This is a genomic window from Knoellia terrae (genome assembly GCF_048606435.1).
In the GTDB taxonomy this organism is placed as follows: Bacteria; Actinomycetota; Actinomycetes; order Actinomycetales; family Dermatophilaceae; genus Knoellia; species Knoellia terrae.
In genome coordinates, this window is the sequence record NZ_JBMBWH010000006.1 from 93,442 (window position 1) to 108,144 (window position 14,703).

The following is a 14,703-nucleotide window of genomic DNA, read 5'->3' on the forward strand; positions in this document are numbered from 1 at the left end:
CTGGATGCGGCCGCCCTGAGGTGATAGGGGCGTCCCACCCTGCCCGCACCCGGTCGTCCCGAAAGTTCTCCATGAGCACCACACCCCGATCCCGCTCCGAGGCTCGCCGTCGCGAGACCCCCTCCCGGAGGTCCCAGGGCGGCCCCCGCCGCCGGTGGCCGCGGCGGATCCTGTGGACCCTGCTCGCGCTCTTCGTGCTCGGTCTGGCCGGCCTCGGGGTCGCCTACGCGATGACCGACGTGCCCAAGCCCAACGAGGTCGCCACCGCGCAGACGTCGGTCGTCTACTACTCCGACGGCAAGACCGAGCTGGCCCGGATCTCCGAGTACAACCGCGAGTCGGTCGAGCTCAAGCAGGTGCCGGTCCACGTGCAGCGGGCCATGCTCGCCGCGGAGGACCGCAACTTCTACAAGAACAACGGCATCTCCCCGACCGGCATCGCCCGGGCCGTCTGGGTGGCGGTCAAGGGTGGCCAGGCGACCCAGGGTGGCTCGACGATCACGCAGCAGTACGTGAAGAACTACTTCCTCAGCCAGGACCGGACCCTGCAGCGCAAGGCGCGCGAGATCCTCATCTCGGTCAAGATCGACGGCCAGCAGTCCAAGGACGAGATCCTCGAGAACTACCTCAACACCATCTACTACGGCCGCGGGGCCTACGGCATCCAGACGGCCGCCAAGGCCTACTTCGGCAAGGACGTCTCGAAGCTGACCCCGGCCGAGGGGGCGTTCCTCGCCTCGGCCATCCGGGGGCCGTCGTTCTACGACCCGCGCCTGGGCGAGGAGCAGGTCAAGAACGCGCAGACCCGCTCCAGCTACATCCTCGACGCGATGGTGGCGCAGGGCTGGCTGACGCCGCAGCAGCGGGCGGCGGCGACGTTCCCGAAGTTCGCCGAGTACAAGCCGCCGTCGGCCGGGGGGACCAACGGCTACATCGTGCAGCTGGTCAAGGACGAGCTGGCCAGGAAGATCAAGCTCACCGAGGCCGACATCTCCAGCGGTGGCCTGCGGATCACGACGACCATCGACCGGCCCAAGCAGCAGGCGGCGGTCGAGGCGATCCGCGAGCGGATGCCCAAGGGCTACGCCGGGCTCAACGTCGGCCTGGTGTCCATCAAGCCGGGCGACGGCGCGGTGCAGGCGCTCTACGGGGGCGCCGACTACGCCAAGAACCAGTTCAACACCGCGACCGACGCCACCATGCAGGCCGGCTCGGTGTTCAAGATCTTCACACTGATCGCCGCCCTCCAGGGTGGTGACGTCAGCATCCGCAACAGCTTCGACGGCTCGAGCCCGCAGTACTTCGACGAGTTCGAGAACCCGGCGGGCGAGACCGACTTCAACCAGCGCGGTGGCGTGCGCAACTTCAACAACCGCGACTACGGCCGCGTGACCGTCCCCGAGGCCACCGCCGACTCGGTCAACACCGTCTACGCCCGGCTCAACATCCTCGCCACACCGCAGAAGACGGCGGCGGCGGCGACGGCGGCCGGCATCACGACCAAGCTGAACCCCAACTTCGCCAACGTGCTCGGCAGCGACAGCGTCAAGGTCATCGACATGGCCAACGCCTACGCCACCCTCGCGGCGAAGGGCGTCAGGGCCACCCCGTACTACGTCAAGGCCGTCGCCTCGACCGACGAGGCCTTCGACTACAAGGCCAAGCCCGCAACGAAGCGCGTCTTCGACGAGGACCTCGTGTCCGACGTCGTATACTCGATGCAGCAGGTCGTCGAGCGCGGCAGCGGCGAGTACGCCGGTGACCGCCTCGACCGTGAGGCCGCGGGCAAGACCGGCACCTCGAGCGACAACTACTCCGCGTGGTTCGACGGGTTCACCCCGCAGCTCGCGACGGCCGTCGGGATGTACAAGGGCGACGGCTCCGTCAAGGAGGCGAACCAGATGGACGACGTCCCCGGGTGGGGCGCGATCACCGGTGGCACGATCCCGGTGCGCATCTGGACCGACTACATGCGAGTCGCGACCGAGGGCATGGAGGAGCTCGACTTCCCGGAGCCGGCCTACATCAACAGGGACGCCGCGCCGAAGCGGACCGAGCGGCCGCGCACCACGGAGAACGACAGCAGCACCAACCAGCCGCGCCCGACGACCCGGGAGCCGGACCCGACCCCGACCCGCACCGTCGAGCCGACCCCGACACCCACGCCCACGCCCACGCGGACGGTCGCACCCGAGCCCACGCCAACGCCGGAACCGACCCGGCCCAAGCCGGGCAAGCCGACGGCCACCCTGCCGCCGTTGCCGGAGCCGACACCCACGACCGGTACCGAACCCCAGGGCTGAGCCGTGCCCGCCCGGCGCGGTGGACCGCTCGCAGCACTCGCCCCCGTCGCCCTGCTCGCCGCACTGCCGGTGCTCGCCTCCCTCTGGAAGCAGGCGCCGTGCCTGGACCGGGGGTGGGGAGGGCAGGAGCCGTTCTGGCGCTTCTGCTACTCCGACCTCGCCGTCGGGGTGCAGACCAGCGGCGCGCAGCGGGGGGTCGCGGCCTGGTTCTCGGGGGACGTGCCGCTGGACCACCCACCGCTCACCGGGGCCGTCGTGTCGCTCCTCGCCGGGCTCGCCCCCGGTGAGGGTGCCCTGGGCGCCCAGCGCTGGGTGCTCGGCGTGTGGGCCGTGCTCGCCGTCGTCGCGCTCGTGCTCATGGCGTGGTGGGTGCTGTCGGTGCCCGGCCACCCCGGGGCCGACCCGCTGCAGGTCGTCCTCGCGCCGGTCGCGGCACTGACGCTGCTGCTCTCCCCGGACCTGCTGGGGGTGGTGCTCGCCACCGGTGGCCTGTGGGCGTGGAGCCGCCGGCACCCGGTGCTGGCGGGCGCCCTGCTCGGTGCCGGGCTGATGGCACGGACCTATCCCGTGCTGCTGCTCGTCGTCGTCGCGCTCCACGCCTGGCGCACCGGTCGCGAGCGTGAGCTGGTCCGCGTCGTGGGTGGCGCGTCGGCGGCGGTGGTCGTCGTGGCAGGCCCGCTGCTCCTCACCTCGCCGTCGACGCTGACGCGGGCGTGGTCCGCCTCGTTCGAGAACGCCGCCGGTCTGGGTTCGCTGTGGTACCTCCCGACCCTGGCGGGTGCGTCCTGGTCGCCGTCGGTGCTCACCACCGTCTCGCTGCTCGGGGTGCTGCTGGCGCTCGCGCTGGCGGGGGTGCTCGCGCTGGGGGCGCCGCGCACGCCGCCCGTCGGCGCCGTGGCATTGCTCGTCGTGGCGGTCGTGCTCGCCACCGGGCGCTCGTTCCCGGTGCAGTCCTCGCTGTGGCTCGTCCCCCTCGTGGCGCTGGCCGGCCTGCGGTGGCGCGACCATCTCGTGTGGGCTCTCGCGGAAGCGGTCCATCTCGTCGCGGTCTGGCTCCACCTCGGCGGGCTCCAGGACACGGACCGCTCGCTGCCGGGCAGCTGGTATGCCGTGGCCGTGCTCCTGCGCGTCGGCGCCGTCGTCTTCCTCGCGGTCCGGGCTTGGCAGGTGGCGACGCAGCTGTGCCGCGACGAGGACGTCACCCTCGAGAACGCCCCCGGACCGGCGGTGGACGTGGGGTCGGGCCGGATTTAGCCGTATGCCGTCCTGCCGGTACCCTTGGGCACGTTGCCTGTGCCCTGTGGACAACTCCACGGCGGTGTCGGCAGCGCTGCATACCCTCCTGTCACGGAGAGACCGTGACCGTTCAGACCGAAGGAGGCGGGTTAACGCATGCGTCAGTACGAACTCATGGTCATCCTCGACCCGGAGCTCGACGACCGCACGGTCCAGCCGTCGCTCGACAAGTTCCTCACCGTCATCACCAAGGACGGGGGCACCGTCGACAACGTCGACATCTGGGGCCGCCGTCGCCTGGCCTACGAGATCAAGAAGAAGGCCGAGGGCATCTACGCCGTCGTCAACTTCACCTCGGAGCCGGCCACCGCCAAGGAGCTGGACCGCCAGCTCGGGCTCAACGAGTCGATCATGCGGACGAAGCTCCTTCGTCCCGCTGCCTGACTCCACCTCGGCGTCTCGACGCCGACCCCGCCTCACGGCACCACGCACCGCCCTCATCGCACCGGACCAAAGGGGATCTGATCCATGGCAGGCGAGACCGTCCTCACGATCGTCGGGAACCTCACCGGGGACCCCGAGCTGCGCTTCACCCCCTCGGGTGCTGCCGTCGCGAACTTCACCGTGGCCTCCACGCCGCGCACGTTCGACCGGCAGAGCAACGAGTGGAAGGACGGCGAGACGCTGTTCATGCGCTGCTCGGTCTGGCGTGACGCGGCCGAGAACGTCGCCGAGTCCCTCGCGAGGGGCACGCGCGTCATCGTCACCGGCCGTCTGAAGTCTCGTTCCTACGAGACCAAGGAGGGCGAGAAGCGCACCGTCATCGAGATGGACGTCGACGAGGTCGGCCCCTCGATGAAGTACGCCACGGCCAAGGTCAACAAGACCTCGCGCGGTGGCGGCGGCGGTGGCGGCTTCGGCGGCGACAGCGGCGGGGGCCAGCAGGACCCGTGGGCGACCGGCGGCTCGGCACCTTCGGGTGGCGGCGCGCAGGGCGGCCAGGGCGGCAGCTGGAACCAGCCGGCCGGCGGACAGTCGCAGGGTGGTCAGCCCCAGGGTGGCCAGCAGGGTGCTCAGGGAGGCTGGGGCAACGCCCCGGCCTACGACGAGCCCCCCTTCTGAGCGACCACAGCACCACATCCCACACGTTCCACACCATCCCTGGGCAACCAGGGCTCATCCGCTGAGGACCTCAGCAGAAGGAGAGCACCACGATGGCCAAGCCAGTTGTGCGCAAGCCCAAGAAGAAGGCCAACCCGCTCAAGGCGGCGAAGGTCGAGAACATCGACTACAAGGACACGGCGCTGCTGCGCAAGTTCATCTCCGACCGCGGCAAGATCCGCGCTCGTCGGGTGACCGGCGTGTCAGTCCAGGAGCAGCGTCTGATCGCCAACGCGGTCAAGAACGCGCGTGAGATGGCGCTCCTTCCCTACTCCAGCTCGTCCCGCTGACGCGGCGACCCTGCACCGATCGGAGAGCTGAACAATGAAGGTGATTCTCACGCACGAGGTCTCCAGCCTCGGCACCGCCGGTGACGTCGTCGACGTCAAGGACGGCTACGCCCGCAACTTCCTCTTCCGTCGCGGCCTCGCCACGGCGTGGACCAAGGGCGGACAGAAGCAGGTCGACTCGCTCGCCAAGGGCCGCGAGGTCCGCGAGGTGAAGTCGCTCGAGGAGGCCAAGTCCATCAAGGGCAACCTCGAGTCCAAGCCGGTCACGGTTCCCGCGCACGCCGGCAAGGGGGGACGTCTCTTCGGTGCCGTCTCCACCGCCGACATCGCTGCCGCGGTCAAGGACGCGATCGGCACGACGCTCGACAAGCGCAAGATCGAGGTCCCGACCCCGATCAAGAGCACGGGTGCCCACGAGGCCCTCGTCCGTCTGCACCCCGAGGTGCAGGCCAAGGTGACGCTCGACGTCGTCGCCGGCTGACGAGCCCGCTCGCACCGACAGCGCCCGGTTCCCCTCGTGGGACCGGGCGCTGTCGCGTGCCCGCCCGGCGCCCCCAGCTTTTGCTCCTCATGAGGGGACGTTGAGGGTCCGGGTTCGGTTCCCTCCGCACCCCCAACCTTCCCTCGGGTGGACCCACCTCGTATGCCGTGCAGCCGGCTGTCGGTCGGCTCGCCTAGGTTGGCGCGCATGGCAGCGAAGGGCACGCGACCGGCATACCGGTGCACGGAGTGCGGGTGGACGACGGTCAAGTGGGTCGGTCGGTGCGGTGAGTGCCAGGCCTGGGGGTCGGTGACGGAGGTCGGCGCGGTCAGCGCCAGGACGACGGCCGCCAGGAACGTCGAGCGGCCCGCCATCCCGATCGGCGAGGTGGACGTGACCCGGGCGGAGGCACGCCCCACGGGCGTCTCCGAGTTCGACCGGGTGCTCGGCGGCGGGCTGGTGCCCGGCGCCGTGGTGCTCGTCGCCGGCGAGCCCGGCATCGGCAAGTCGACCCTGCTCCTCGACGTCGCCGGTCGCGCGGCCCGCGGCGGCGAACCCGGGCACGAGCGGCGCGTCCTCTACATCAGCGGCGAGGAGTCGGCGGCGCAGGTGCGCAGCCGCGCCGAGCGCATCGAGGCGATGGCCCGCACCCTCTTCCTCGCCTCCGAGACCGACCTGGCGACGGTGCTCGGCCAGATCGACCAGGTCCAGCCCGACCTCGTCATCGTCGACTCGGTGCAGACCATCAGCAGCGCCGACGTCGAGGGCGCCGCGGGCAACGTCGCGCAGGTCCGCGAGGTCGCCGCCAGCATCATCGCCACGGCGAAGTCGCGCGGCATCGCCGCGATGCTCGTCGGGCACGTCACCAAGGACGGTTCCATCGCCGGGCCACGGGTGCTCGAGCACCTCGTCGACGTCGTCGTGCAGTTCGAGGGCGACCGGCACAGCCGGCTCCGTCTGGTCCGTGCGGTCAAGAACCGTTACGGCCCCACCGACGAGGTGGGGTGCTTCGACCTCTCCGACGTCGGCATCACCGGCCTGGCCGAACCGAGCGGGCTCTTCCTCTCCAACCGCACCGCCGCCGTCCCCGGCACCTGCGTCACCGTCACGCTCGAGGGGCGTCGCCCGCTCGTCACCGAGGTGCAGGCCCTCGTCGACCAGACCGAGATGCCCAACCCGCGGCGCGCGACCAGCGGCCTGGACTCCGCCCGGGTCGGCATGATCCTCGCCGTGCTCGGGGCCCGCGCCAAGGCGCCGATCGGTCGCAAGGACGTCTTCGTCTCCACCGTGGGTGGCGTCCGGATCAGCGAGCCCGCTGCGGACCTCGCGATCACGCTGGCCCTCGCCAGCGCGATCAACGACCAGCCCCTGCCGACGGGCACGGTGGCCTTCGGCGAGGTGGGGCTTGCCGGGGAGCTGCGCCCGGTCACGGGGTCGCACCGTCGGCTGGCCGAAGCGGCGAGGCTGGGGTTCACCAGCGCGATCGTCCCGCCCGGGGTCGTCGGTGGCGGGCCGGTGCCGGACGGGATGCGGGTCCTCGAGGTGTCGAGCGTCCTCGAGGCCGTGACCCTGTCTGCCGCCCCTGCCCACGCCCGCTGAAGCGCACCCCACCCGGTTCGCGAACCGCTCAGCTGCTCGACAGCCTGATCGATCCGGTTCGCGAATGCCGCAGTGGTTCGCGAACCGGATCAGGCAGCGGCCCGGCCACGACTCGACCGCGGTCGCGACCGGGACGTGATCGGACGGGCGGGCCGGCACCGCGGCTCGCGCCGTTAGACTCGCGACCGAGGCGGGGGAACCTGACCTGGACGACTCCGAAGGGACCCACGTGGCAACGCCGCTGCACGAGGACGAGCTGATGCGCACGACGCTCGCTGCCGTCGCGCCCGGAACCGAGCTGCGTGACGGGCTCGAGCGCATCCTCCGTGGCCGCACCGGTGCCCTCATCGTCCTGGGCACCGACCGGGTCATCGACGAGATCGCCACCGGCGGCTTCCCGCTGGACGTGGAGTTCTCCGCCACCCGGCTGCGCGAGCTCGCCAAGATGGACGGCGCCATCGTCTGCGACCGCGACGTCACCAAGATCCTGCGTGCCGCGACCCAGCTGGTGCCCGACTCGAGCATCGAGACGAGCGAGTCCGGCACCCGTCACCGCACCGCCGAGCGGGTGGCCAAGCAGTCCGGCTTCCCGGTCGTCTCGGTGAGCCAGTCGATGCGCATCGTCGCCCTCTACGTCGGCGGCAGCCGCTTCGTCCTCGAGGACTCCAGCCAGATCCTCTCGCGCGCCAACCAGGCGCTGCAGACGCTGGAGCGCTACAAGCAGCGCCTCGACGAGGTCACCGGCACCCTGTCGGCCCTCGAGATCGAGGACCTCGTCACCGTGCGAGACGTGGCCAACGTCCTGCAGCGTCTCGAGATGGTGCGTCGGATCAAGGACGAGATCAGCGACTACGTCCTCCAGCTCGGCACCGACGGTCGCCTGCTCAGCCTCCAGCTCGAGGAGCTGACCGGTGGGCTGTCCGACGACCTCGGCCTCGTGATCCGCGACTACCTCCACGAGTCCCGCGGCGAGCCCGACCTCCCGCAGGCCATCGCCAACCTCACCGCCATCGACGCCACCGAGCTGCTCGACCCGGTCGCGGGTGCCAAGGCGCTCGGGTTCCCCGTCGGCGGCGACGCCCTCGACTCGTCGGTGAGCCCGCTCGGCTTCCGGATGCTGAGCAAGGTCCCGCGGCTGCCGGGCGCCATCGTCGACCGGCTCGTCGAGCACTTCGGCAGCCTCCAGAAGCTGCTCGCCGCCGGTGTCGACGACCTCATGGGCGTCGAGGGCGTCGGCGAGGGCCGGGCCCGCCTCGTGCGAGAGGGGCTCTCGCGTCTGGCCGAGAGCAGCATCCTTGAGCGCTACGTCTGACCCGGGCCTGACCTCGTGAGCGCCGCGCTCCCGGCCCCGTCGGACGTCGCCGTCCTGCACCACACCCTCCTGCGCTGGTATGCCGTCCACTCCCGACCGCTCGCTTGGCGCCAACCGGCGTGCTCGCCCTGGGGGGTGCTGCTGTCGGAGGTGATGTCGCAGCAGACCCCGGTCGCCCGCGTGGAGCCGATCTGGCGCGAGTGGATGGAGCGCTGGCCGACCCCGGCCGACCTCGCCCGCGAGTCGCCCGGCGAGGTGGTGCGGGCCTGGGGCCGGCTCGGCTACCCACGACGCGCGCTGCGCCTGCACGAGAGCGCAGCCGCCATCGTCGAGCGGCACGACGGGGTGGTCCCGCGCGACCAGGCCGAGCTGCGGGCCCTGCCCGGGATCGGCGACTACACCGCGGCGGCCGTCGCGGCCTTCGCGTTCGGGGACCGCTCGGTCGTCGTCGACACCAACGTCCGTCGCGTCGAGGCGCGCATCGTGAACGCTCTCGCCCAGGCCGCGCCGACCCTGACCCGCGCCGAGGTGGCCCTCGCAGAGGCCCTGCTGCCGGAGGACGACGCAGACGCGAGCACCTGGAACGTCGCGGTCATGGAGCTCGGCGCGCTCGTGTGCACCGCCCGGGCCCCCCGCTGTGGGGACTGCCCGGTCAGCGGCAGCTGCGCGTGGCTGCTCGCCGGCCGGCCGGCACACGACGGACCGGTCCGGCGTGGTCAGGCCTGGCACGGCACCGACCGGCAGGTGCGCGGCGCCATCCTCCAGACGCTGCGCGAGCGTCCGGCTGCCGTCCGGCGGTCGGAGCTCGCCCCGACCCATGACGAGGCGCAGGTCGAGCGCTGCATCGCCGGGCTCGTCGAGGACGGGCTGCTCGAGCCGCTGCCGGGGAACCGGTTCGCCCTGCCCGGCCTGACCGAGGCCTCGGCGTGAGCTCCGCAGACGAGGGCTCGCGGCGGCACGACCCCGACGCGCCCGAGGCCCCCGGGCCGCCGCGACCGGGTGGGCGCAAGCCACCACCGGACCCCTACCACGTGCGCGCCGGCACGGCGAAGGCCTTCAGGGCGCTCGGACGCACCACCGTCGGAGGCGCCCGCCTCGCCGGTCGTGGCAGCCGGGCCGGCACCCAGCGGGCCCGCGACTTCGCCCGCTCCTCGGGGGCCGGCGAGAGCGGGCTGTCGCGCCTCGTCGAGCTGCACTTCGTCAACATCTGCGGCGACGCCGCCCTGACCGTGAGCCTTGCCGGCACGATCTTCGCGATCCCGACCGACGAGGCTCGCTCGCAGGTCGCCCTGTTCCTGCTGCTCACCATGGCGCCGTTCGCGCTGCTCGCACCCTTCATCGGTCCCCTGCTCGACCGCTTCCGGCAGGGCCGCCGCTGGGCCATCGGCACCACGCTGGCCCTGCGCGCCTTCCTCTGCTGGGTGCTCGCCGGGGCGGTGGCGACGGACTCGCCCTGGCTGTTCCCCGCCGCGCTCGGGTGCCTCGTCGCGTCCAAGGCCTATGGGGTGACCCGGTCGTCGGCGATCCCGAGGCTGCTCCCCACCGGCCTCACCCTCGTCAAGGCCAACTCGCGGATCGCGCTGGCGGGAGTGGCCGGCATGGCCGTGGGCGGTGGCCTCGCCGGCTCGGTGTCCAGGATCGGACCCGAGTGGTCGCTGCGCCTCGCCTTCGTCATCTACGTCGTGGGCACCGTCCTCGCGGTCCTGCTGCCGGCGCGGGTCGACTCCTCGGTGGGCGAGGCCGACCTCGACGACACCCTCCCGCTGTCCACGCCGACCACGTCGCGCGACGTCGTGCGCGCGGGCGAACCCGCCGGCCGGGTCGTGGGGCTGGGCGCCCGCCTGCGGGCCCGGGTCCTGGCGCTCCCCGTCACGGTCCGGGCTGCGCTCGTCAGCGCCATGGGAGGCCGGCTGCTCACCGGCTTCCTCACGCTCTTCATGGCGTTCCTCATGCGGGAGAACCCGATCCCGGGCTACAGCGGGACCCTGGTGCTGGCCCTCGTCGTCGGCGCGGCCGGCGCGGGCAACGCGCTCGGCACGGTGGTGGGCAACGCCGCCCGCCGGCTGCCCCCCGACCGCATCGTCGCCGCGGCGCTGCTCGTCATCGTCGGCGCCGCGCTCGCGACAGCGCTCGCCTACTCCCTCCTCACCCTGCTCGTCCTCGGTCTCTGCGCGGGCCTGTGCTCGCAGGTCATCAAGCTCAGCACCGACGCGATCATCCAGCGGGACGTCACCGAGAGGGTCCGGACCAGCGTGTTCGCCTGGTCCGAGACCGTCCTCCAGATCGCCTGGGTGATCGGCGGGGGGCTCGGCATCGCGCTGCCGCTCGAGCCGCGGCTCGGGTTCGGGGTGATCAGCGGGCTGCTCGTCGTGGTGCTGCTGCTCTCGGTGCAGGTCCGCCGCTCCCGCGCCTGACCGCACGACCCGGACGGCGCGGCGGCTCAGAGCACGCGCAGCATGCGGGTGTTGCCGAGGGTGTTGGGCTTGACCCGCTCGAGGTCGAGGAACTCCGCCACACCCTCGTCATACGACCGCAGCAGCTCCGCATAGACCTCGGGCTCCACGGCCTGGCCCTCGATCGGCGTGAACCTGTGCCGCGCGAAGAAGTCGGTCTCGAAGGTGAGGCAGAACAGCCGCGCGACCCCGAGCTCCTCGGCCCGCGTGACCAGCTGCCGGAGGATCCGCGACCCGATGCCCAGGCCCAGCGCCGACGACGAGACCGCGAGCGTGCGGATCTCGGCGAGGTCCTCCCAGAGGACGTGCACCGCACCGCAGCCGACGACCTCGCCGTCACGCTCGGCCACGACGAAGTCTCCGACCGACTCGTAGTACGCCACCGCCTCCTTCTGCAGCAGCACCCGCTGCTCGGCCAGCGGGGAGACCAGGGCGCGCATCGCCCGGACGTCCGCCGTGCGAGCCGGACGGATCCGTATGCCGTCCGGCCCGGTCCCGCCGGCCCGTCCGGTCGTCGCGGCGTATCCCTCGGGGCGCTGTGCTGCGGTGCTCACGCGCACCAGTATCGCGGCATACGCGAAGGACCGGCCGCCCGTGCACGCTGCACGGACGGTCGGTCCGACGGGACGCCCCGGGGGCGTCTCAGTTGGTCGTGTACGCGGTGCGGAGGCGCGCGAGGTCGGTCGACGTCGGCGTCCAGGCCGTACCGGCCAGCGCCGCGCTCTTGGAGATGAACGGCCGCATGATGTGCGGGTCGGACGCGTGGTCCCAGTGCCCGAGGCAGTGCCCGACCTCGTGGGTGACGATGGCTGCCAGCCACTTGCCGTAGGGGCGACCGACACCACCGACGTGCGTGTTGACGTTGACGATGCAGTCACCGATCTCGAAACCGCCGTTGGTTCCGGTGGAGGACCAGGTGGGGACCTCGACCCACCCGCCGACCTTGGTGCCGGCCCGGGCCGAGCTCCACGTGATGGTGATGCCACGTGAGGGCTCGGAGGACACCGGGACGAGGTCGATGCCGGTTCCCACCTCCCAGCGGTGGGCTGCAGTGGTCGTCCCGGTGACGCCGAGACGGTTGTAGACGGGGACGGTGTCCTTGTAGAAGGGGTAGTCCACCCACGCCGTGGCGGCGACCGCGCTCGGTGGGGCGAGCAGCGTCATGGCACAGGTGATCAGCGCAGCGAAGACTGCTGTGGTCCACGTCTTCATGGGGGTGGTACTCCTTCGCACGGAGGCAGGCGACGCTCTGCGTCGTGGTCGTCGGGCCCGGAAGGCGGGTCACGACATGCTGGCCCAAAAGTGTGCGGAAGTGGGTAAAGGCCGGGCAAATTTACTAGTCATTACGCCACGATGGGGACGCAGCGGCAGTGGTGGGGCAGACACCAAGGACCGGCCGCCCGTGCACGAGGCACGGACGGCCGGTCCGGGGGAACCCGTCCAGCGGGTCCCGGGGGTGCAGGTCAGCGCGTGGCGAAGACCGGCGGGGTCTGCGGGTTGTACTCGCCCATCTTCACGTCGGCAGCCTTCTTGAGGCTGGGGTCGGTGATCTTGAGGACGTCGAAGCCCTTGCCCAGGTCGGACGAGAAGACGTGGCCGTTGTAGTAGTACGACGACCAGGTGCCGCCGCCACCGCCACCGACGTTGCCGTTCGGGCCGCGCTCGAAGTAGCCGATCTCACGCGGGTTGTCCGAGTCGGTGAAGTCCCAGAAGGACGTGCCACCCATGTACCAGGACTGGACCATGACGTCGCGACTCGCCACCGGGATCATCGAGCCGTTGTGGGCGACGCAGTTCTCGCTGTCGTTCTGGTGGCGCGAGATCTTGTAGTAGGACTTGAAGGTCAGCTGGTTGTCGGCCGACAGGTCGTAGATGCCGTTCGCGCCGCGGGTCGGGCCGACCGTGGTGTTGCAGGTCGCGCGACCGCCGCCACCGAGCTCGTCGGTGAAGACGACCTTGGTGCCCTTGTTGTTGAAGATCGCCGAGTGCCAGAACGCGAAGTTCGCCGTGTCCTGGATCCGCTCGATCACCTTCGGGGCGACCGGGTTCGAGATGTCCATGATGATGCCGTCGCCCATGCAGGCGCCCGCCGCGATCTTCTTCGCCGGGAAGGCCGTGATGTCGTGGCAGCCGGTCGTCGCCGAGTAGCTGTCACCGGACGGGTGACGGCCACCGGGGTTGCCGCCGTCGGGGAACAGGTTCGGCACGGCGACCACGCTGGCCGTCGTCGGGTCGGCCTTGGGGACCTCGACGATGCTGATCGAGTCGTGCGGCGGCGCGCAGTCCGGGTAGTCCGCACGCGGGGAGTAGGACGACACGTAGATGAAGTCGCTCTTCTCGCCCGGGACGAGGGTGTTGGTGTGCGAGCCGCAGTTCGTCTCGACGGCCTTGATGTACTCCGGGTTGCGCGGGTCGGACACGTCGAAGATCTTGATGCCCTCCCACGAGGCCTTCAGCGTCGTCGGGGAGGACGTCGAGTCGCACGATGAGTCGCTGCGGGAGGAGTCGGTCGAGAGGTACAGCAGGTCGCCCGAGATGGTGATGTCGTTCTGGGAGCCGGGGCAGAGCACGCGGGCAAGCACCTCGGGCTGGGCCGCGTTGGTGACGTCGTAGATGACGAAGCCGTCGTAGTTGCCGACGAACGCCTTGTTGCCCGAGAACGTGATGTCGCTCCCGGTGCTGTCGACGGGCATGACGTGGGGGGTGTTGAACAGGTGCTGCACGTTGGCGCTGCGGCCGACCTGGTCGGGGGCGAGCTGGGTGCCCGACTTGCCCACTGCCTCGGGTTCGACACTGGCGACACCGGCGGCGCCGGCCGACGCCACGCCCCAGCCGCTCGCGGCGAGTGCGGCGACAGCCGCGACTCCCACTGTGCGGAAAAGCCTCATGGTTCCTCCTCCGTCGGGCGCGACCGCGTGCGGTATCACCCAGATGAATGTGCGGTGCGCTCATGCTGGACGAGAAAGTCCCAAGGTGGGGTAAAGGCCGGGTAAGGAAGTTCCTACCCACGAGTTCTGTCCGGTCGATGATGTCCTGGACCCCAGAATGGCCAACTACAGTGCCGCGCATGCCCACTCGCCGCCCTGTCGTCGCCACCCTCGCCCTGACCCTCGCGCTGGGCGTGGCCGGGTGCAGCGGCGAGGAGGACCCGCAGCCCGTGCCCGCGACCCCCGGCGTCACCTCCAGCGACCCGGTGATCCAGCCGGGTCTGCCGGGCGAGCCGAACGCCACACTCAGTGGCAGCACCGCGGCGACCGCGCAGCCGAGGGCCACCGTGGCGGCCGGCGACGTCACCTTCTACCAGGACATGATCGTCCACCACTCGCAGGCGATCGTCATGGTCGAGACCGCCCTGCCGCGCCTGACCGACACCCAGGTGAAGTCGCTGGCCTCGCGCATCGCCGACGAGCAGAAGCCCGAGATCCTCGCGATGACGACCTGGCTCGAGGACCGCAAGCAGGAGGTGCCACCTCAGGCGACCAACCCCCGGCTCGGCGAGCACGACCACGGCGACATGCCCGGCATGGCCACCGCCGAGGACATGCGCCGGCTCGCCACCGCCTCCGGCGTCGAGGCCGACCGGCTCTTCCTCACCCTCATGACCAGGCACCACGAGGGCGCCCTCGACATGGTCGGCGAGCACGGCAGCACCGCCGGCGAGGAGAACGTCAGCGAGATGGCCGACGACATCAACGTCACCCAGCTCAAGCAGATCCAGCAGATGCAGGCCATGCTCCAGCGCCTCGCCTGACCCGGCGCACTTTTCGACCAATAGGTCACGAATGGTCGCCGCCGTTCGTGACCTATTGGTCGAAAAGTGACGCGGGGTGGGGACGGCGACAGGCGGGGTATGCCGTGAGCTGGCGCT

14 protein-coding genes are annotated in these 14,703 nt (G+C 71.1%); 11 read left to right on the forward strand and 3 right to left on the reverse strand.

Features of this window, described 5'->3' with window-relative positions:
• Positions 1–71 precede the first annotated feature (71 nt).
• The 10 genes from ACOJV9_RS09970 (at position 72) to ACOJV9_RS10015 (ending at position 10,796) form a co-directional block, all read left to right on the forward strand.
• A complete protein-coding gene (locus ACOJV9_RS09970) occupies positions 72–2,303 on the forward strand; it encodes a transglycosylase domain-containing protein (RefSeq protein ID WP_420185052.1) in 2,232 nt (743 codons plus the stop codon).
• Between the two features lie 3 nt (positions 2,304–2,306).
• A complete protein-coding gene (locus ACOJV9_RS09975; RefSeq protein ID WP_420185053.1) occupies positions 2,307–3,557 on the forward strand; it encodes a hypothetical protein in 1,251 nt (416 codons plus the stop codon).
• A 138-nt stretch (positions 3,558–3,695) separates the two neighbouring features.
• On the forward strand, positions 3,696–3,983 hold the full coding sequence (gene rpsF, locus ACOJV9_RS09980) for a 30S ribosomal protein S6 (RefSeq protein WP_420185054.1): 288 nt from the start codon (positions 3,696–3,698) through the stop codon (positions 3,981–3,983).
• Positions 3,984–4,067: 84 nt separating this feature from the next.
• Positions 4,068–4,661: a single-stranded DNA-binding protein gene (locus ACOJV9_RS09985; protein WP_420185055.1), complete on the forward strand. Its 594-nt coding sequence runs from the start codon at positions 4,068–4,070 to the stop codon at positions 4,659–4,661.
• A gap of 92 nt (positions 4,662–4,753) precedes the next feature.
• Positions 4,754–4,990, forward strand: a complete 237-nt coding sequence (gene rpsR / locus ACOJV9_RS09990) for a 30S ribosomal protein S18 (protein WP_035904052.1) — start codon at positions 4,754–4,756, stop codon at positions 4,988–4,990.
• A 34-nt stretch (positions 4,991–5,024) separates the two neighbouring features.
• A complete protein-coding gene (rplI, locus tag ACOJV9_RS09995; protein WP_420185056.1) occupies positions 5,025–5,471 on the forward strand; it encodes a 50S ribosomal protein L9 in 447 nt (148 codons plus the stop codon).
• Between the two features lie 207 nt (positions 5,472–5,678).
• Positions 5,679–7,070: a DNA repair protein RadA gene (gene radA / locus ACOJV9_RS10000; RefSeq protein WP_420185057.1), complete on the forward strand. Its 1,392-nt coding sequence runs from the start codon at positions 5,679–5,681 to the stop codon at positions 7,068–7,070.
• A 259-nt stretch (positions 7,071–7,329) separates the two neighbouring features.
• On the forward strand, positions 7,330–8,382 hold the full coding sequence (gene disA, locus ACOJV9_RS10005; RefSeq protein ID WP_420185207.1) for a DNA integrity scanning diadenylate cyclase DisA: 1,053 nt from the start codon (positions 7,330–7,332) through the stop codon (positions 8,380–8,382).
• Positions 8,383–8,397: 15 nt separating this feature from the next.
• Positions 8,398–9,312 carry an HhH-GPD family protein gene (locus tag ACOJV9_RS10010; protein WP_420185058.1) on the forward strand — a complete coding sequence of 305 codons (915 nt, stop codon included), beginning with the start codon at positions 8,398–8,400 and terminating at the stop codon, positions 9,310–9,312.
• Positions 9,309–10,796, forward strand: a complete 1,488-nt coding sequence (locus tag ACOJV9_RS10015) for an MFS transporter (protein ID WP_420185059.1) — start codon at positions 9,309–9,311, stop codon at positions 10,794–10,796. The genes ACOJV9_RS10010 and ACOJV9_RS10015 overlap by 4 nt, the downstream gene beginning before the upstream one ends.
• A gap of 26 nt (positions 10,797–10,822) precedes the next feature.
• Here the strand turns inward: ACOJV9_RS10015 and ACOJV9_RS10020 are convergent, their stop codons facing one another.
• The 3 genes from ACOJV9_RS10020 to ACOJV9_RS10030 form a co-directional block, all read right to left on the reverse strand.
• Positions 10,823–11,314, reverse strand: a complete 492-nt coding sequence (locus ACOJV9_RS10020) for an amino-acid N-acetyltransferase (RefSeq protein ID WP_420185208.1) — start codon at positions 11,312–11,314, stop codon at positions 10,823–10,825.
• Positions 11,315–11,477: 163 nt separating this feature from the next.
• Positions 11,478–12,047 (reverse strand): zinc metalloprotease, encoded by a 570-nt coding sequence (locus tag ACOJV9_RS10025; protein WP_420185060.1) that lies wholly within the window; start codon positions 12,045–12,047, stop codon positions 11,478–11,480.
• Between the two features lie 251 nt (positions 12,048–12,298).
• Positions 12,299–13,723 carry an LVIVD repeat-containing protein gene (locus tag ACOJV9_RS10030; protein WP_420185061.1) on the reverse strand — a complete coding sequence of 475 codons (1,425 nt, stop codon included), beginning with the start codon at positions 13,721–13,723 and terminating at the stop codon, positions 12,299–12,301.
• Between the two features lie 179 nt (positions 13,724–13,902).
• Here ACOJV9_RS10030 and ACOJV9_RS10035 point away from each other — a divergent pair, with 179 nt between their 5' ends.
• On the forward strand, positions 13,903–14,586 hold the full coding sequence (locus ACOJV9_RS10035) for a DUF305 domain-containing protein (RefSeq protein WP_420185062.1): 684 nt from the start codon (positions 13,903–13,905) through the stop codon (positions 14,584–14,586).
• Positions 14,587–14,703: the final 117 nt, after the last annotated feature.